Here is a 17,188-nt window from a genome sequence, read left to right on the forward strand (position 1 = left end):
GAGTACCGCCCTTCTCAAAAGTGATATAAAATGATATCACTTTTCTGTCAGAACGACACCAAGGAGCAGTCGATGATGCAACTTGAAACCGGTCCGGTTCGGGTCCGAGGTGACCTCGATCCGGCGTTGTCACGCTGGCAATGGTTAGTCAAATGGATTCTTGCGATTCCGCACTACATCGTCCTGTTCTTCTTGACCATCGCCGTCGTCGTAGTCTTCGTGATCGCGTTATTCGCGATCCTGTTCACCGGCAAGTACCCGCGCGCGCTGTTCGACTTCAGCCTCGGTGTCATGCGGTGGCGGTGGCGGGTCGCCTTCTACGCGCTAACCGCACTCGGTACCGACAAGTATCCGCCGTTCAGTTTGCAGCCAAAGGCCGACTATCCGGCCGATTTGGAGGTCGACTACCCTGAGCGCCTGAGCCGGGGCTTGGTGCTCACCAAGTGGTGGCTGCTGGCCATCCCGCACTACCTGATACTTTTTGCCTTCTTCACCGGCGGCTGGCGGTTTTTAATGTTGAAGCCGAACGACGTTGTCGCCTACGCGTTGCCGCCGCTGATAGTGATCCTGCTGGTGATCGCCGTGGTGGGCTTGCTGTTCACTGGGCGCTACCCGAAGGGGTTGTACGACTTCGTACTCGGCATCAACCGGTGGAGTATCCGGGTGCGGGCCTACAGCTCGCTTATGCGCGACGAGTACCCACCGTTCCGCCTCGACGTGGGACCGCGTGAATCCGCGCCAGCGGCAGTACCCGAATCTTCCTGAAGCCCTACCCGTGGCCACGGGACAAGTCTGCAGCAGTCCTGAGCGCGATTTGCGATGATGGAGTAAGCGATATCGCGTCCCCGTAGGGAGGTCCACGTGAGTGCGACACAAAGGCCGCCGAACGCGCCTATTCTGCTGTACGACGGTGTGTGCGGTGTCTGTAACAGCGTGGTGCGCAACATTCTTCGGTTCGACCGAGAGGGAACCCTGCGGTTCGCCTCCCTGGACAGTGACTTCGCTCGCGACATCAGCGCCCGCCACCATCAGCTGGAGGGCGTGGATTCTGCCGTCTACGTCCGGAACGTGGGACGGCCCGACGAGACGGTGGATATCCGGGCTGCGGCGCTGCTGCAGGTCGCTGCGTACCTCGGTGGCTGGTGGAAACTGGCGCTAGCGGCATACGTGATTCCGCCGGCGGTGCGCGATTGGCTCTATGAGCGCTTCGCCGCTTTCCGTTACCGCGTCGGTGGCCGGTACGACACTTGCCCAATTCCGACAGCCGAGGTGCGCATTCGTTTCCTCGATGAGACTTACGGCTGACTTGCTGCCCGGCCTCGCCAGCATCGGCGTGTTTCAACCGCAACACCTGGATTTCGCTGTACACGTCGAACACGACGACGTAGTCCCAGAACCTCAGCAAACTACCTACCACCGCGGCCCAGGCAATGTGCCCAGCGCCAGGCCGCAACCCGACGGCGACCAGCGCTCCGCCCTGCCCCCATCCGCCCGATCGGACGCTCCGAAACGGGAGGAATACGGCAGCAGCGAATATTTTGCAAAGCTGCCTCAACGTCGAGCCACTACGCGTTTGTTCACTGCGCCTTTCGAGAGGGCAATTTGCGCCGGGCTTGCCAGGTCAGACAGGCACCGTCTTCGCCAGATCTGGCCGACCCCCGGCCTGCACTCTCATAGCGCGGTAGAACGACCACACCTGACGGGGTGTAGGAATTTTCGGAAGCCACGCCAGCTCCCAATGAATCCCGTTGATCGGGTCGTCGAAGAACACCGCGTAATAGCCACACCGAGCAGGCGGTTGGTATCAACCACATCGCCTTGTGGGCCCGCAACAGCGTCGAAAAGCTGCTATAGCCCAGCCAGCCGAATACCGTGTCGTAGAACGTAATCGAATCGTCGTAGTCCAATACCGCGAACTCCACGTGATGAACACCGCGCCAACGCATCATGTCCCCTCAGAAACCCAAATACTACGCAATGTGGTACCAACGGAGGGTTGTGGGAAGACCCCATCCGTTCGTGAAGAAAAAGGGCCAGACGACCTGACGGAACCCACCCGTTGGGCCCGCAAGTAGAGATGGTCGCCCCGGGCGAATCCTGGCTTGGTGGGGTTCAAGCTGCTTTCCGGCCTTGGAACTGCAGAACGGGAAGGCCGGGGCGACGCTGCACTTCGACGTCGGTTAGCGGCAGCGCAGCAACCAAAGCCTGGGCATCCGCCAAGTCGATCGATAAGCCGCTGACGTAGGTTCGGAACAGCATCAACGGGATTGGCCCGAAGAACCGAAGCCCGGTTCGCAGCGCGAGGAAGTGCTTGGCGTCATCGATCGTGCATCCTCGGTCCAGCTCGCCCACGACCAAGAGGCCACCGGGCCTAAGAACCCTAACCATTTCGGCCAGGCCGTCAGTTTGGCTCTGCCAGTGTTTGATAGCGCCGGCGCTCACGACGGCAGCGAACGTGTTGTCCTCGAAAGGCAGGTTCTCCGCGGCCGCGTGGTGGATCTGGGCGTGTACGCCGAATCGCGATAGGCGTGCCTTGGCCCGGTGGACTTGCGCCACGGAATAGTCGACGCCGTGCAGGGATGCCTCGGGGCGACTGCGGGCAAGTGCCCCAAGGAATTGGCCACCGCCGCAGCCAACATCGAGGATCGGGCCGGTCGGCGACTCGGCGCCGATAACGTCCACGAGATCGGCGGACATCGGTGCTGCTGCCTCGGCGATGAAGGTGTCATAGAACCAAGAATCAAGGCGGGTATAGCCTCCCCTGAAGCCGCTGCTGAGGGACATGGTCAGCTCCTTTCTGGTCACGTGTTGTGCCATCGGTATTCCAGTCCGGTAGTCCTATGTCAGATATTGACTGATTATCAATCAGTATGCAACCTTTGGGTTAGTGCCCTGCGTCTGCACGGCACAGCAGAAGGGTCATGATGGCTGAGATTGGTGAAGCGAGGCGGGCATGAGGTCGCGGCGACGGGCGCGTGGGCTGAATCTACGTGGCGCGCGGGTATTGGTGACTGGCGCGTCCAGCGGTATCGGGCGTGCGTTGGCCATGCGACTGGCTCAAGAGGGCGCCGCAGTTGTGTTGGCGGCGCGTCGCCTCGAGCTGCTCGACACACTCGCAGACGAGATCGGGACCGCCGGGCACCGGCGGCCGGTGGTGATCCGCGCCGACCTCAACCAGCCGGGCGCCGCCGAGGCGCTGGTCGGGTCTGCGCTTCAGGAGTTGGGCGGAGTGATCGATGTGGTGATCAACAACGCCGGTGACGGCATGGTCGGCGCCGTGTCGGTCATCGGTGATGGTGCAAATGCGCGCGGCGTTTTCGAGGTCAACTTCTGGGCGCCACTGGCCGTCATTGCGGCGGTGGTGCCGGCGATGACTGCGGCCGGTTCGGGGACCATTGTTAATGTCACCTCCACCATGCAGGCGATCCCGCTGCCGCTGCTGGGCTATTACGCATCATCGAAAGCGGCGCTGGCCCAAGCCACCCGGTCTTTGCGTCTGGAGCTGGCCGAGACACCGATCCGCGTCGTCGAGGTCGCGCCGGGAGCCACCGATACCGGATCACGCGATCAGGGGATAGGCGAGATGCCCTGGAAAACAACCCCGCCGCGAATGTTGCCGCCCGTCTCCCCGCAGTCGCTCGCCGCGCAGATTGTCGCAGCGCTCCAACGCGGCCGCACACGGCTGGTGTATCCAGCTTCTTCCCGTGTCCCACTGGAAGTTCCGGCGATCGGACGCCTCATTGCCCGCGCCGGCGGGAGACGAATCAACACCCGCGATGCCCTCAACACGCACCCCTGAAAGCGAACAACATTCCGTCAATGAGCCAACCCCGTCTCCCGCTTACGGACCACATAGTCGACGTGGAAGCCCAGATCGCCCCGGTCGTCGCCGCCCGGGCGACTCACGTGACAGCATCCGGCTGGCCGAGCAAACTCCGTTACCTGATGGGCGACATCGGTCAGCGGGCCAACCCCATCATCACCTGGCCCGCAGGCGAACTCGCGTGTGTGCCCAAACCGACCGGATAGCGTGGCCACCATGAGCCCCTCGCGGCCCCGCAAACCGGTCGATCGACGCCAATTGCTCATCGACACCGCCCGCAGGCTCTTCGCCCACCGTCCCTACGATCAGGTCACCACCTCCGAGATCGCCAAAAAGGCCGGCGTGGCCTATGGGTTGATCGCGCACCATTTCGAGAACAAGCGTGGCCTCTACGTCGCGGTCATGAACGAGATCGCGCGAGAGATCGCCTCGGTCCACCTCAGCAGACCGCCACAAGACGCATCGCTTGCCGACCAATTGCGTCACGCGCTGCGCGGCCACATCTCCTACATCGACTCCTACGGCGATAGCTTCGTGGCATTCGTGCGGGGTAACCTCGGATCAGATCCCCAACAGCGCGCAGCTTTCGACGAGCTGCGCTGGCAGGGTGTACAACGGGCCCTGCTCATGCTCGGTATCGCCGAACCCGTCCCACCGGTATTGCGCACGGCGCTGCGCGGATGGGTGTGCTATTTCGACGAAATGATGATCGACCGCATCACCAACCGCGACCTCGATTCCGAAGTCCTCGTTGAGCTCGCCATCGCAAACCTGTCCGCCACCCTGGAAACCGCCACACGGCTCGACCAATCGATCGCCATCGCACCAGCAATCATTGATGCCCTCAACACCTCGTCGGCCGGTTGAGTAAGCCGCCTCGGGCAGGATCGGCCTCTCCGAATTTTCAGCGGGTCCGAAAACACCTGTGACCAGTGCCTGGTGCCCCCGGCACGACTCGAACGTGCGACCTAGGGATTAGAAGGCCCTTGCTCTATCCACCTGAGCTACGGAGGCATGTGCGCAGGTCAGTCTATCGAACGGCGACACGGACGCGGCTACCGCGAGGCAACACGCGCGGAAAGCGTTTAAGCACTGCAATTATCGGTTATGGTGTGTTCCTCGACACACGTACAAAACCGGCTAGTAATTAGCCGTTTACCGCAATGAAGCGTGTGCCTGACGTCGAGGGGTGGGCGTTGCTATGAGCATGGCCGTTGATGTGGCTTCGCGGTGCTCGCGGGCTGGTGCCCAGGCGCTGCGGCACGGAGCGCACCTGGCGGCTGACGCCAGAGATACCTGCCGAGCCGGAGCCGTGCTGCTGCGCGGCTCCCCGTTCGCAGTGGGTTGGGTCGCGGGCTGGCTGGCCACGGAGTTTCCCCCACACGTGGTGACCGGGCACGCGTTGTCCCGGGTGTCGCCGCCGTCGATCAACCGGGTCGGTACCACCTGGGCGGCACAACGGGCCGACCAAGCGCTCACCGCCGCGCTACAAGACTCCTTTGGGCCGAATTTCCGCGATCTGGTGTCCCATCCGAGCAGCGATCCGACCGTTGTTGCCCGCCGTGGCGGGCTTCTGCCCAAGCCTGGGCCGCACAGCCGCTACGCCGCGCAGACCTCCGACATTTCCTACGGCCCGTACCGCCCGGCACATTTGCTGGACATCTGGCGTCGCCCCGACTTGGCGCCGGGCTGCCGGGCGCCGGTGCTGATCCAAGTCCCCGGCGGCGCGTGGGCCCTCAACGGCAAGCGTCCCCAGGCGTACACGCTGATGAGCCGCATGGTGGAACTCGGCTGGATCTGTGTGTCGATCAACTACAGCAAGAGCCCGCGCTGCGCGTTTCCGACGCACCTCATCGACGTGAAGCGGGCGATCGCGTGGGTCCGCGAGAACATCACCGACTACGGCGGTGACCCCGATTTCATCGCCATCACCGGCGGCTCGGCGGGCGCCCACCTGGCGTCGTTGGCGGCGCTCACGCCCAACGACGCAGCGTTTCAGCCCGGCTTCGAAGACGCGGACACAACCGTGCAGGCCGTGGCGCCGTACTACGGCGTCTACGACTTCACCGACTTCGACAACATGCACGAGATGATGCTGCCGTTCCTCGAGCATTTCGTGCTCAAAGCCCGCTACGCGGACGACCCGGAGCGGTTCACGGCCGCGTCGCCGATCTCCTACGTACACAGCGAGGCTCCGCCCTTCTTCGTGCTGCACGGTGAGAAGGACGAACTGGTTCCCAGCGGCCAGGCCCGGTCGTTCTGCGCGGCGCTGCGGCAGGCCGGAGCCACGGTGTCCTACGCCGAACTCGCCAATGCGCACCACGCGTTCGACATCACCCCGACGGTCCGGTCTCGGCTGGCCGCCAATGCCGTCGCCGACTTCCTGGGTGTGATCTACGGGCGGCGGGACAGCTCGCTGCCGCATTCGTTCTCCCTGTCCGCGACGTCTGCCAGTTGATGGCCAGCGAAGGGCCGGCCGAGGCCAGCTGAGCAGGGGCCAGCCGCTTTCACCAGCGCGTCGACGCGACTAGCGTTGTGGTGGCAATTTCCCTTGGCGGGGATCTGAAGCGGGAGGCTTGATGACGGAGTCGATCGAGGCCATGGGATTGTCCGATGAGCTCGGTCCCGTCGACTACCTACTGCATCGCGGAGAGGCGAATCCGCGAACCCGCTCGGGCATCATGGCGCTGGAACTGCTCGACACCACGCCGGACTGGGATCGGTTCCGCACCCGTTTCGAAAACGCCTCCCGGAAAGTCCTGCGGCTGCGACAGAAAGTTGTAGTGCCGACCCTGCCGACGGCGGCCCCGCGCTGGGTGGTCGATCCCGACTTCAACCTGGACTTCCATGTGCGCCGGGTACGCGTCTCCGAACCCGGCACGTTGCGTCAGGTGTTCGACCTGGCCGAGGTGATCCTGCAGTCGCCGCTGGACATCTCGCGACCGCTGTGGACGGTCACCCTGGTCGAGGGCCTCGCCGACGACAAGGCCGCGGCGCTGCTGCACCTCAGCCATGCCGTCACCGACGGCGTGGGCAGCGTCGAGATGTTCGCCGAAATCTACGACCTCGAGCGCGATCCACCAGCGAGACCGCTACCCCCGCAACCGATCCCACAGGATCTGACCCCGAACGACTTGATGCGGCAGGGCCTCAACCGGCTGCCGCTCGCGCTCGTCGGCGGTGTCCTGGGCGCGGTGTCCGGGGCGGTGTCGATGGCCGGGCGGGCGATCCTGGATCCGGTGTCCACGGTGTCGGGAATCCTGGGCTACGCCACCTCGGGCGTGCGGGTGATGAACCGGGCCGCCGAGCCGTCGCCGCTGCTGCGTCGGCGCAGCCTGGCCACCCGCACCGAGGCGATCGACATCCCGTTGTCCGATCTGCACAAGGCGGCGAAGGCGGGCGGAGGATCGATCAACGACGCCTACCTCGCCGGCCTGTGCGGCGCCTTGCGGCGCTATCACGAGGCCCTCGGTGTGCCGATCAGCACGCTGCCGATGGCGGTGCCGGTGAATCTGCGCGCCGAAGGCGACGCGGCGGGCGGCAATCAGTTCACCGGCGTCAACCTGGCCGCGCCCATAGGGACCATCGATCCGGTGGGCCGAATGAAAAAGGTCCGCGCCCAGATGACGCAGCGTCGCGACGAGCCCGCGATGAACATCATCGGATCTTTTGCCCCGGTGCTCAGTGTGTTGCCGACAGCGGTGCTCGAAGGCATCACCGGCTCGGTGGTCGGCTCCGACGTCCAAGCCAGCAACGTCCCGGTGTATCCCGGGGACACGTTCATCGCCGGCGCAAAAGTATTGCGGCAGTATGGGATAGGCCCGTTACCCGGCGTGGCGATGATGGTGGTGCTGATCTCCCGCGGTGGGTGGTGCACCATTACCGTGCGCTACGACCGGGCGTCGGTTCGCGAGGAAGCGTTATTCGCCCGATGTCTGCTGGAGGGATTCGACGAGATCCTGGCGCTGGCAGGGGATCCGGTACCGAACGCGGTGCCGGCATCGTTTAGCGCCGAGCCGGCCACGCCGGTGACCCGATCGGTGTCGGGTTCGTGAGCGCCGCCAAAGCCGACGGGGCGAACAAGACGATCGATCTGCGGCTGCCCGGCTCGGTCGCCGAAATCCTGGCCAGCCCACCGGGTCCCAAGATCGGCGCGTTTTTCGACCTCGACGGGACGCTCGTCGCCGGCTTTACCGCGGTCATCCTCACTCAGGAGCGGCTTCGACGCCGCGACATCGGGGTGGGCGAGTTGCTCAGCATGGTGCAGGCGGGGCTGAACCACACACTAGGACGGATCGAGTTCGAAGACCTTATCGGCAAGGCCTCCTCGGCGCTGCGTGGGCGGCTGCTGACCGACCTGGAGGAGATCGGCGAGCGGTTGTTCGCCCAGCGCATCGAGGGCCGCATCTACCCCGAGATGCGTGAACTCGTGCGGGCGCATGTGGCGCGCGGCCACACCGTCGTGCTCAGTTCGTCGGCGTTGACCATCCAGGTCAATCCGGTGGCCCGATTTCTCGGTATCACCAACATGCTCACGAACAAGTTCGAGACCAACGACGACGGGTTGCTCACCGGTGGCGTAATCAAGCCGATTCTATGGGGCCCGGGCAAAGCGTCTGCGGTGCAACGGTTTGCGGCCGAGCACAGCATCGACCTCAAGGACAGCTACTTCTATGCCGACGGTGACGAGGACGTCGCTCTGATGTACTTGGTCGGTAACCCGCGCCCGACGAACCCCGAAGGCAAGATGGCCGCCGTCGCCAAGCGGCGTGGCTGGCCGATCCTGAAATTCGACAGCCGCGGCGGTGTCGGCCTGCGCCGGCAGATCCGCACGCTTGCCGGCTTTTCCTCCATGTTTCCGGTGGCGGCGGGCGCGGTGGGCCTCGGTCTGCTCACGGGGAGCCGGCGGCGGGGCGTTAACTTCTTTACTTCCAACTATTCCCGCCTGTTGCTCGCTACCTGTGGCGTGCGCCTGAACGTCATCGGGAAAGAGAACCTGACCGCGCAGCGCCCGGCCGTCTTTATCTTCAACCACCGCAACCAGGTCGACCCGATCATCTCCGGAGCGCTGGTGGGCGACAACTGGGTTGGGGTGGGCAAGAAGGAACTGGAACGCGACCCGATCATGGGCACGATGGGCAAGATATTGGACAGCGTGTTCATCGACCGGGACGATCCAGCCTCCGCTGTGGAGACGTTGCACACCGTGGAAGAGCGCGCCCGCAACGGGCTTTCCATCGTGATTGCCCCTGAGGGCACCCGGCTGGACACCACCGAGGTCGGCCCGTTCAAGAAGGGGCCGTTCCGGATGGCGATGGCCGTCGGCATTCCCGTCGTCCCGATCGTCATCCGCAACGCCGAGATCATTGCCGCCCGCAACTCCACCACGTTGAATCCAGGCACCGTGGATGTCGTGGTATTTCCGCCGATTCCGGTGGACGACTGGACGCTTGACACGCTGCCGGAACGCATCGCCGAAGTGCGCCAACTTTATTTGGACACGCTGGCCGACTGGCCCGTCGACGAGCTTCCCGAGGCCGACCTGTACGCCGAGAAGAAAGCGGCGAAGAAGGTGCCTGCCAAGAAAGCGCCCGCCAAGAAGGTGCCTGCGAAGAAGGCCGCGGCGAAGAAGGCGCCCGCGAAGAAAGCGCCCGCGAAGAAGGCGCCCGCGAAGAAGGCCCCCGCGAAGAAGGTCCCTGCAAAGAAGGTCCCCGCGAAGAAGACTCCCGCGAAAATGGCTCCCGCGAAGGCGCCAGCGAAGGTCAAGGGTGAGGCCAATGCCAACCCGTCCGCATCCAAAGTTGGTGCAGCACAACGCGAAACCGTTCCGCCCCGAGGGCGACCGTGACCAAACCGACCGCGGATACCGGCGCAGTCCTCACGGCTGAAGACACGCTGGTGTTGGCGTACACGGACACTCCAGTCGAAATGGAGCTGGTCATGAAGTGGCTGGGCGGACAACGAGCCCGCAACCCGGAGGCCAAGTTCGACGTATCGAAGCTCCCGCCCGATACCGCGCCACCGGCGGCGCTGACCGCGCTCATCGAGCAGCTCGGCTCCGGTGAAGACCGGTCAATCGTGCCGGTGCAGGTGTTCTGGCTGCCCCCGGCGGATCGAGGCAAACTTGCCAAGGTGGCGGGGATGCTGCCCGGCCGCGACCCCTACCACCCCAGCCAGCGGCAGCAGCGCAGCATCCTGCGCAACGACCCGCAGCGCGCCAAGGTGGTGGCCGGGGAGTCGGCCAAGGTGTCCGAGCTGCGCCAACAGTGGCGCGACACCACCGTCGGCGAGGACGAGCGAGATTTCGCCCAGTTCGTGACGCGGCGGGCGATCCTTGCCCTGGCTCGCGCCGAGTACCGGATCCTGGGGCCCCAATACAAGTCGCCTCGGCTGGTGAAGCCAGAAATGTTGGCGTCGGCCCGATTTCGTGCCGGCCTGAAGCAGATCCCCGGTGCCACCCTCGAGGAGGCCGGCAAGATGCTCGACGAGCTTGCGACCGGATGGAGCCAGGTATCGGTGGACCTGATCTCCGTCCTCGGCAAGCTGCTGAGTCGCGGATTCGATCCCGAGTTCGATTACGACGAATACCAAATCGCGGCCATGCGTGCCGCGCTGGAGGCCCATCCGGCGGTCATGCTCTTTTCGCACCGGTCCTACATCGACGGTGCGGTAGTCCCGGTGGCCATGCAGGACAACCGGTTACCGCCCGTGCACATGTTCGGCGGCATCAACCTGTCCTTCGGTGTGATGGGCCCGCTGATGCGGCGTTCGGGGACGATCTTCATCCGGCGCAACATCGGCGACAACCCGCTGTACAAGTACGTGCTCAGGGAGTACGTCGGTTACATCGTCGAGAAGCGGTTCAACCTGAGCTGGTCGATTGAGGGCACGCGGTCGCGCACCGGAAAGATGTTGCCGCCCAAGCTCGGTCTGATGAGTTACGTGGCGGACGCCTATCTGGACGGTCGTACCGACGACATTCTGCTGCAAGGGGTTTCGATCTGCTTCGACCAGTTGCACGAGATCGCCGAGTACGCCGCCTACGCGCGCGGCGGCGAAAAGACACCCGAGGGCTTCAGCTGGCTGTACAACTTCATCAAGGCGCAGGGCGAACGCAACTACGGCAAGATCTACGTCCGCTTCCCCGAAGCCGTCTCGATGCGTCAGTACCTCGGTCCGCCGGGCGGCCCGCTGGCACGCGACCAGGACGCCAAACGGCTTGCGATGCAGAAGATGTCGTTCGAGGTCGCGTGGCGGATCCTGCAGGCGACACCGGTGACGGCGACAGGCCTGGTGTGCGCGCTGCTGCTGACCACACGCGGTGCGGCACTGACGCTCGACCAGTTGCACCACACGTTGCAGGACTCGCTGGATTACCTGCAACGCAAGCAAACTCCGATGTCGACGAGCGGGCTGCGGCTGCGTTCGCGTGAAGGTGTACGGGCGGCCGTGGACGCATTGTCCAACGGCCACCCGATTACTCGCGTCGACAGCGGCCGCGAACCGGTGTGGTACATCGCGCCCGACGACGAACACGCCGCCGCGTTCTACCGGAACTCGGTGATACACGCGTTCCTGGAGACCTCGATCGTCGAACTGGCGCTGGCCCATGCCAGGCGCGCCGACGGCGATCGGGTGGAGGCCTTCTGGGCACAGGCGTTGCGGTTGCGTGATCTGTTGAAGTTCGATTTCTACTTCGCGGATTCGGCGGCGTTTCGCGCCAACATCGCCGAAGAGATGGCTTGGCACCAAGATTGGGAAGCGCACGTCGCCGCCGGCGGTGACGAGATCGAAGCGATACTGTACGCGAAGCGCCCGTTGATGTCGGATGCGATGCTGCGGGTGTTCTTCGAGGCGTACGAGATTGTGGCCGACGTGTTGCGCGATGCGCCACCGGATATCGGCCAGAAGGAGCTCACCGACTTGGCGTTGGGGGTCGGCCGGCAATACGTGGCGCAGACACGGATCCGCAGCAGCGAATCGGTGTCGACGCTGCTGTTCGCGACCGCGCGTCAAGTCGTGGCAGATCAGAATTTGTTGACGCCCGCGGCCGACCTAGCCGAACGCCGGATCGCGTTTAGACGCGAATTACGCAACATCCTGCGTGATTTCGCTTATGTCGAGAAGGTCGCGCGCAACCAGTTCGTTGCCCGTGAATTCACCTGGCGCCAACGGCACCTGGGCGCCGGCGCAGACCAAGCGCAATAGTCTCTACGCCCGCCCATACTCTGGGTACATGACGGATGCCCGCCCGGCCGGTAAGCCCGCTGTGGTGTGGCCGGTACTCGCTGGCGTCGTCGTGCTGGCAGGCTGCACCGCGGCCGGAATTGGGGCGTTGTCGCTGGCGGACGCGCTGACGGCCACCGGGCTCCCCAATCCCGGTCCGGTGACCACTTTCGGCTTGCCCTTCGTCCGTGCCGCCGGGGAGATCGGCGCTGTGCTGGCCGTCGGTTCGTTCATGTTCGCGGCCTTCCTGGTGCCCCCGCAACGCTCCGGGGTGCTCGACGTCGGCGGCTACCGCGCGCTGCGGTTGGGCACGGTGGCATCGGGGGTGTGGGCGGTGTGCTCGGCCCTGCTGGTGCCCCTGACCATTTCCGATGTGTCCGGCCACCCGGTGGTCGAAAACCTCAACCCGGCGACCGTCTGGTCGTTGGCCGGCCTGATCAACACCGCCGACGCCTGGCGTTGGACGGCGGCCCTGGCCACCGCGGTGACGCTGGCGAGTCTGGCGGTCCTGCGCTGGTCTTGGGCGCCGGCGCTGCTGGCCGGGTCGCTGGTGACTCTGGTTCCGCTCGGGTTGACCGGTCACTCGTCGGCGGGCGGTGCGCATGACCTGGCCACCAACAGCCTGCTGATCCACCTCGTCGCGGCCAGCCTGTGGGCCGGGGGTCTGCTTGCCCTCCTGGCCCACGCCCTGCGCGGCGGTGACCACACCGAACTGGCCGCGCGGCGGTTCTCGGCGATCGCATTGTGGTGCTGGATCGCGATGGCGCTCAGCGGCGGCGTCAACGCCCTCGTGCGGGTGCTTCCCTCGGACCTGCTGACCACCGGCTACGGACGCCTGGTGGTGGCCAAGTTCGTTGCCCTGTGCGCGCTGGGAATCCTCGGCTGGCGCCAGCGACGCTCCGGAGTTGCTGCGCTGCAAGCAGATCCGCACGCCCGCCGACCGCTGCTCCGGTTGGCGTTTATCGAGGCGGCGATCTTCAGCCTCACCTTCGGTATCGCCGTCGGGCTGGGCCGCACACCACCGCCGCCACCCCCGACCCGGCTGCCGTCGATCCCCGAAGCCGAGATCGGCTACGACTTCGACGGGCCCCCCACCCTGGCGCGCATCCTGTTCGACTGGCGCTTTGACCTGATCTTCGGCACCACGGCCATCGTGCTGGCCGCACTGTATGTCGCCGCTCTGCTGCGGCTGCGTCACCGTGGTGATGCCTGGCCGCCGGGCAGGACGCTCGCGTGGCTGCTCGGCTGCCTTGCCCTGTTGTTCGTGACGTCCTCCGGGGTGGGCCGCTACATGCCGGCGATGTTCAGCATGCACATGGCCGCGCACATGGGGTTGTCGATGCTGGTGCCCATCCTGTTGGTACTCGGCGCGCCGGTCAGCCTGGCGCTGCGGGCGTTGCCTGCCGCCGGCCGTCAAGATCCGCCGGGCATGCGCGAATGGCTGTTGGCCGCGCTACACAGTCGGGTCTCGCGGATCCTGACCAACCCGATCGTGGCCACCTTCCTGTTCGTGGCAGGCTTCTACGGCTTGTACTTCGGCAGCATTTTCGACGACGCGGTGGGCAGCCACGCCGGACACCTCGCGATGAACGTGCATTTTCTGGTCAGCGGCTATCTGTTCTATTGGGTGGTGATCGGCGTCGACCCGACGCCACGGCCGATCCCCCCGCTGGCCAAGGTCGCTGTGGTGTTCGCGTCCCTGCCCATGCACGCGTTCTTCGGCGTGGAGCTGATGAGCACCCGAAGAGTGCTGGGCGCCGCCTACTACCGGTCGTTGGGCCTGAGTTGGCACACCGATCTGCTGGGTGATCAGCGATTGGGGGGTGGAATCGCTTGGGCAGCAGGGGAATTGCCGTTGGTGATCGTGATGCTGGCGTTGCTGGTGCAGTGGGCGCGCAGCGACGCCAGGACCGCGCGGCGGTTGGACCGTGCGGCCGACCGCGACGACGACGCGGAGTTGGCCGCCTACAACGCGATGCTGGCCCAGATGGCGGGCCGTGACGCTGCTGGGCGAAGTCGGGATCCGCGAGCGTAACGTCACAGCCAATTCCAGCGCGGATTTTCGCAGGGACGTTACGCTCGGGGAGGTGTCTCCAAGTGGTGACGAGAACGCCGAAACCTTTTGAGATGCACGAGTCGGGTGTGTTTCTGCACGGCACCAAGGCCGACCTTTCGGTGGGCGACCTACTAGTGCCTGGGCGCCACTCGAACTACGGCGCAGAACGTCTCTCCAACCACGTTTACGTGACCCAAACATTAGATGCCGCAGCGTGGGGAGCCGAACTGGCTAACGGCGAGGGCCGGTGTCGCATCTACATCGTGGAACCCGAAGGGGCACTGGAGGACGACCCGAACGTGACGGACAAGAAGTTTCCCGGGAATCCGACCCGCTCCTACCGCACTCGGCAGCCCGTGAAAATTGTTGGTGAGATCAAGGACTGGACGGGGCACTCACCCAGCCAGCTGCAAACCATGCGAAACCGCTTGGCTGACCTCAAGCGCCGGGGACTCGCCGTCATCTACGACTAGATCCAGGTCCGCCGGATTGCACCCGATACAAAACTTGATGATTTCTCCCGGTTGAGTCGATCAGATCGAGCACGTCGTGCGGATCGGCAAGCTGGTTCAACGCCCCGACTTCGATCGCAGCTCAAGCCGATTTGGGCTCCCTGCCGTGCAGTGTCCGCCGCAGCTGGTCCGCCACGTTGATATCCACAGTCACGAGTGTGTCCACAGCCTTAAAGAACATCGCAATGGCCACCCGTGCAGCCTGTCGGTGCCGCGGGGCTGAATGGGCACCACGCACGAGCGCTATCTGAGACAAGAACGAAAGGAACTGAAGCAATGTTTGAAACACCACTGACCGTCGTCGGTCACATCGTCAATGACCCCCAGCGCCGCAAGGTCGGCAACCAAGAGGTCATCAAGTTCCGGGTGGCGAGCAACTCCCGCCGCCGGACCGCCGACGGCGCGTGGGAGCCCGGCAACTCGCTGTTCATCACCGTCAATTGCTGGGGCAAGTTGGTCTCCGGCGTGGGTGCGGCGCTGGGCAAGGGCGCGCCGGTGATCGTCGTGGGCCACGTCTACACCAGCGAGTATGAGGACCGCGACGGAAATCGTCGGTCGTCGCTGGAGATGCGGGCGACGTCGGTCGGGCCGGATGTGTCGCGCACTTTCGTACAGGTACTGAAGCCGAGCTACACCGGTCCCGGTCCTGAGGAGGCGCCGGCCGGCACAGGCGTGTCGCAGGCCGGCGGCTCGGACGGCGAACCGGCCGGCGAAGTCGACCCAGCCCCTGCGGAGGCGGCACTGCCACTGTCGGCTTAGCCCTGCCCGGCGGTGCATAGGATGGTCGCCGGATAGTTCCGATAGACCAGAAAGGCAATACCGCGGCATGGCTGAGTTCATCTACACGATGAAGAAGGTCCGCAAGGCGCACGGCGACAAGGTGATCCTGGACGACGTCACGTTGAGCTTCTATCCAGGGGCAAAGATCGGGGTCGTCGGCCCGAACGGCGCCGGCAAGTCGAGCGTCTTGCGGATCATGGCCGGTCTGGACAAGCCGAACAACGGCGATGCGTTCCTAGCTACCGGAGCCTCCGTCGGCATCCTGCAACAGGAGCCGCCGTTGAACGAGGAGAAGACCGTCCGCGGCAATGTGGAAGAGGGCCTGGGCGACATCAAGGTCAAGCTCGACCGGTTCAACGAGGTCGCCGAGTTGATGGCGACCGACTACTCGGACGCGTTGATGGAAGAGATGGGCCGGCTGCAAGAGGACCTCGACCATGCGGACGCGTGGGATCTGGACTCCCAGCTGGAGCAGGCCATGGACGCGCTGCGCTGCCCGCCGCCCGACGAGCCGGTAACCAACCTGTCCGGCGGCGAGCGGCGCCGCGTCGCGCTATGCAAGTTGCTGCTGTCCAAACCCGACCTGCTACTGCTGGACGAACCGACCAACCACCTGGACGCAGAGAGCGTGCAGTGGCTCGAGCAGCATCTCGGCAGCTACGCGGGCGCGATCTTGGCCGTCACTCACGACCGTTACTTCCTGGACAACGTGGCCGAATGGATCCTGGAGCTCGATCGCGGCCGCGCATACCCCTACGAAGGCAACTACTCGACGTACCTGGAGAAAAAGGCCGAGCGGCTGGCCGTGCAGGGACGCAAGGACGCCAAGCTGCAAAAGCGGTTACAAGACGAGCTGGCGTGGGTGCGGTCCGGAGCCAAGGCGCGCCAGGCGAAAAGCAAAGCGAGGCTGCAGCGGTACGAGGAAATGGTCGCCGAGGCCGAGAAGACCCGCAAACTCGACTTCGAAGAGATCCAGATTCCCGTCGGGCCCCGACTGGGCAACCTGGTTGTCGAGGTCGCGCACCTCGACAAGGGCTTCGAGGGACGCACCCTGATCAAGGACCTGTCCTTCACGCTGCCCCGCAACGGCATCGTCGGCGTGATCGGTCCAAACGGGGTTGGCAAGACCACGCTGTTCAAAACGATCGTCGGGCTCGAGAAACCGGACAGCGGCACCGTCAAGGTCGGCGACACCGTCAAGCTGAGCTATGTGGACCAGGCCCGCGCGGGCATCGATGCCAAGAAGACCGTGTGGGAGGTTGTCTCCGACGGGCTGGACCACATCCAGGTGGGCCAGACCGAAGTGCCGTCGCGTGCCTACGTGTCGGCTTTCGGCTTCAAGGGTCCAGACCAGCAGAAGCCGGCCGGTGTGCTGTCCGGTGGTGAACGCAATCGGCTGAACCTCGCGTTGACTCTCAAACAGGGCGGCAACCTGATCCTGCTGGACGAACCGACCAACGACCTCGACGTCGAAACGCTGAGTTCGCTGGAGAACGCGCTGGTGGATTTCCCCGGCTGCGCGGTGGTGATTTCACACGATCGCTGGTTCCTGGACCGGACCTGCACCCACATCCTGGCTTGGGAAGGCGATGACGACAACGAGGCCAAATGGTTCTGGTTCGAGGGCAACTTCGGCGCATACGAAGAAAACAAGGTGGACAGGCTCGGGGCTGAGGCGGCGCGTCCGTACAGAGTGACCCACCGCAAGCTGACACGCGACTAAGGTCAGCTCTGCTACAGCCTCGCGACGATGCGGCCGGGATGGCCGCTGAGGAGTGGGGCAATCGAGCC

14 protein-coding genes, 1 tRNA gene and 1 pseudogene are annotated in these 17,188 nt (G+C 64.7%); 13 read left to right on the forward strand and 3 right to left on the reverse strand.

Going from position 1 to position 17,188, the window contains the following annotated elements; translation table 11 throughout:
- Positions 1-75: 75 nt before the first annotated feature.
- Positions 76-765, forward strand: a complete 690-nt coding sequence (locus tag JO236_RS22100) for a DUF4389 domain-containing protein (RefSeq protein ID WP_293335695.1) — start codon at positions 76-78, stop codon at positions 763-765.
- 96 nt (positions 766-861) lie between these two features.
- Positions 862-1,305: a thiol-disulfide oxidoreductase DCC family protein gene (locus JO236_RS22105; RefSeq protein WP_293335633.1), complete on the forward strand. Its 444-nt coding sequence runs from the start codon at positions 862-864 to the stop codon at positions 1,303-1,305.
- 272 nt (positions 1,306-1,577) lie between these two features.
- Here the strand turns inward: JO236_RS22105 and JO236_RS22110 are convergent.
- Positions 1,578-1,946, reverse strand: a pseudogene (locus JO236_RS22110) (hypothetical protein).
- A 166-nt stretch (positions 1,947-2,112) separates the two neighbouring features.
- Positions 2,113-2,817: a class I SAM-dependent methyltransferase gene (locus tag JO236_RS22115; RefSeq protein WP_293335636.1), complete on the reverse strand. Its 705-nt coding sequence runs from the start codon at positions 2,815-2,817 to the stop codon at positions 2,113-2,115.
- A gap of 136 nt (positions 2,818-2,953) precedes the next feature.
- On the opposite strand from JO236_RS22115, the gene JO236_RS22120 reads away from it, so the two are divergent.
- The 3 genes from JO236_RS22120 to JO236_RS22130 are packed head-to-tail and all read left to right on the forward strand — an operon-like array spanning position 2,954 to position 4,690.
- Complete coding sequence (locus JO236_RS22120; protein ID WP_293335639.1) at positions 2,954-3,799, forward strand: SDR family NAD(P)-dependent oxidoreductase; 846 nt, start codon at positions 2,954-2,956, stop codon at positions 3,797-3,799.
- Positions 3,800-3,819: 20 nt separating this feature from the next.
- Positions 3,820-4,029 (forward strand): hypothetical protein, encoded by a 210-nt coding sequence (locus JO236_RS22125; protein WP_293335642.1) that lies wholly within the window; start codon positions 3,820-3,822, stop codon positions 4,027-4,029.
- Between the two features lie 10 nt (positions 4,030-4,039).
- Positions 4,040-4,690 carry a TetR/AcrR family transcriptional regulator gene (locus JO236_RS22130; RefSeq protein ID WP_293335645.1) on the forward strand — a complete coding sequence of 217 codons (651 nt, stop codon included), beginning with the start codon at positions 4,040-4,042 and terminating at the stop codon, positions 4,688-4,690.
- Positions 4,691-4,760: 70 nt separating this feature from the next.
- Here the strand turns inward: JO236_RS22130 and JO236_RS22135 are convergent.
- Positions 4,761-4,837: transfer RNA gene (locus tag JO236_RS22135), tRNA-Arg, on the reverse strand.
- 187 nt (positions 4,838-5,024) lie between these two features.
- On the opposite strand from JO236_RS22135, the gene JO236_RS22140 reads away from it, so the two are divergent.
- The 8 genes from JO236_RS22140 to ettA all read left to right on the forward strand — a co-directional run bounded on the left by JO236_RS22140 (position 5,025) and on the right by ettA (position 17,120).
- Positions 5,025-6,281 carry an alpha/beta hydrolase gene (locus tag JO236_RS22140; RefSeq protein WP_293335648.1) on the forward strand — a complete coding sequence of 419 codons (1,257 nt, stop codon included), beginning with the start codon at positions 5,025-5,027 and terminating at the stop codon, positions 6,279-6,281.
- A 121-nt stretch (positions 6,282-6,402) separates the two neighbouring features.
- On the forward strand, positions 6,403-7,878 hold the full coding sequence (locus tag JO236_RS22145) for a WS/DGAT/MGAT family O-acyltransferase (RefSeq protein WP_293335651.1): 1,476 nt from the start codon (positions 6,403-6,405) through the stop codon (positions 7,876-7,878).
- Positions 7,875-9,671 carry an HAD-IB family hydrolase gene (locus JO236_RS22150; RefSeq protein WP_416362307.1) on the forward strand — a complete coding sequence of 599 codons (1,797 nt, stop codon included), beginning with the start codon at positions 7,875-7,877 and terminating at the stop codon, positions 9,669-9,671. The genes JO236_RS22145 and JO236_RS22150 overlap by 4 nt, the downstream gene beginning before the upstream one ends.
- On the forward strand, positions 9,668-12,031 hold the full coding sequence (locus JO236_RS22155) for a glycerol-3-phosphate 1-O-acyltransferase (RefSeq protein WP_293335654.1): 2,364 nt from the start codon (positions 9,668-9,670) through the stop codon (positions 12,029-12,031). The genes JO236_RS22150 and JO236_RS22155 overlap by 4 nt, the downstream gene beginning before the upstream one ends.
- A 28-nt stretch (positions 12,032-12,059) precedes the next feature.
- On the forward strand, positions 12,060-14,084 hold the full coding sequence (locus JO236_RS22160) for a cytochrome c oxidase assembly protein (protein WP_293335657.1): 2,025 nt from the start codon (positions 12,060-12,062) through the stop codon (positions 14,082-14,084).
- A gap of 92 nt (positions 14,085-14,176) precedes the next feature.
- On the forward strand, positions 14,177-14,578 hold the full coding sequence (gene arr, locus JO236_RS22165) for an NAD(+)--rifampin ADP-ribosyltransferase (protein ID WP_416362308.1): 402 nt from the start codon (positions 14,177-14,179) through the stop codon (positions 14,576-14,578).
- 315 nt (positions 14,579-14,893) lie between these two features.
- Positions 14,894-15,376: a single-stranded DNA-binding protein gene (locus JO236_RS22170; RefSeq protein WP_293335663.1), complete on the forward strand. Its 483-nt coding sequence runs from the start codon at positions 14,894-14,896 to the stop codon at positions 15,374-15,376.
- A 67-nt stretch (positions 15,377-15,443) separates the two neighbouring features.
- The gene (gene ettA / locus JO236_RS22175) at positions 15,444-17,120 is read left to right on the forward strand and encodes an energy-dependent translational throttle protein EttA (RefSeq protein ID WP_293335666.1); all 1,677 of its coding nucleotides are present in this window, start codon (positions 15,444-15,446) and stop codon (positions 17,118-17,120) included.
- The last annotated feature ends 68 nt before the right edge of the window (positions 17,121-17,188 follow it).

The sequence above is a fragment of the Mycobacterium sp. genome, from assembly GCF_019247635.1.
Taxonomy (GTDB): Bacteria; Actinomycetota; Actinomycetes; order Mycobacteriales; family Mycobacteriaceae; genus Mycobacterium.

Excerpts from the sequence above, each read along its gene's own strand:
- JO236_RS22100 (WP_293335695.1), top strand. The coding sequence starts at position 76 with ATGCAACTTGAAACCGGTCCGGTTCGGGTCCGAGGTGACCTCGATCCG.
- JO236_RS22115 (WP_293335636.1), bottom strand. The coding sequence starts at position 2,817 with ATGGCACAACACGTGACCAGAAAGGAGCTGACCATGTCCCTCAGCAGC.
- JO236_RS22120 (WP_293335639.1), top strand. The coding sequence starts at position 2,954 with ATGAGGTCGCGGCGACGGGCGCGTGGGCTGAATCTACGTGGCGCGCGG.
- JO236_RS22125 (WP_293335642.1), top strand. The coding sequence starts at position 3,820 with ATGAGCCAACCCCGTCTCCCGCTTACGGACCACATAGTCGACGTGGAA.
- JO236_RS22130 (WP_293335645.1), top strand. The coding sequence starts at position 4,040 with ATGAGCCCCTCGCGGCCCCGCAAACCGGTCGATCGACGCCAATTGCTC.
- JO236_RS22140 (WP_293335648.1), top strand. The coding sequence starts at position 5,025 with ATGAGCATGGCCGTTGATGTGGCTTCGCGGTGCTCGCGGGCTGGTGCC.
- JO236_RS22145 (WP_293335651.1), top strand. The coding sequence starts at position 6,403 with ATGACGGAGTCGATCGAGGCCATGGGATTGTCCGATGAGCTCGGTCCC.
- JO236_RS22160 (WP_293335657.1), top strand. The coding sequence starts at position 12,060 with ATGACGGATGCCCGCCCGGCCGGTAAGCCCGCTGTGGTGTGGCCGGTA.
- arr (WP_416362308.1), top strand. The coding sequence starts at position 14,177 with ATGCACGAGTCGGGTGTGTTTCTGCACGGCACCAAGGCCGACCTTTCG.
- JO236_RS22170 (WP_293335663.1), top strand. The coding sequence starts at position 14,894 with ATGTTTGAAACACCACTGACCGTCGTCGGTCACATCGTCAATGACCCC.
- ettA (WP_293335666.1), top strand. The coding sequence starts at position 15,444 with ATGGCTGAGTTCATCTACACGATGAAGAAGGTCCGCAAGGCGCACGGC.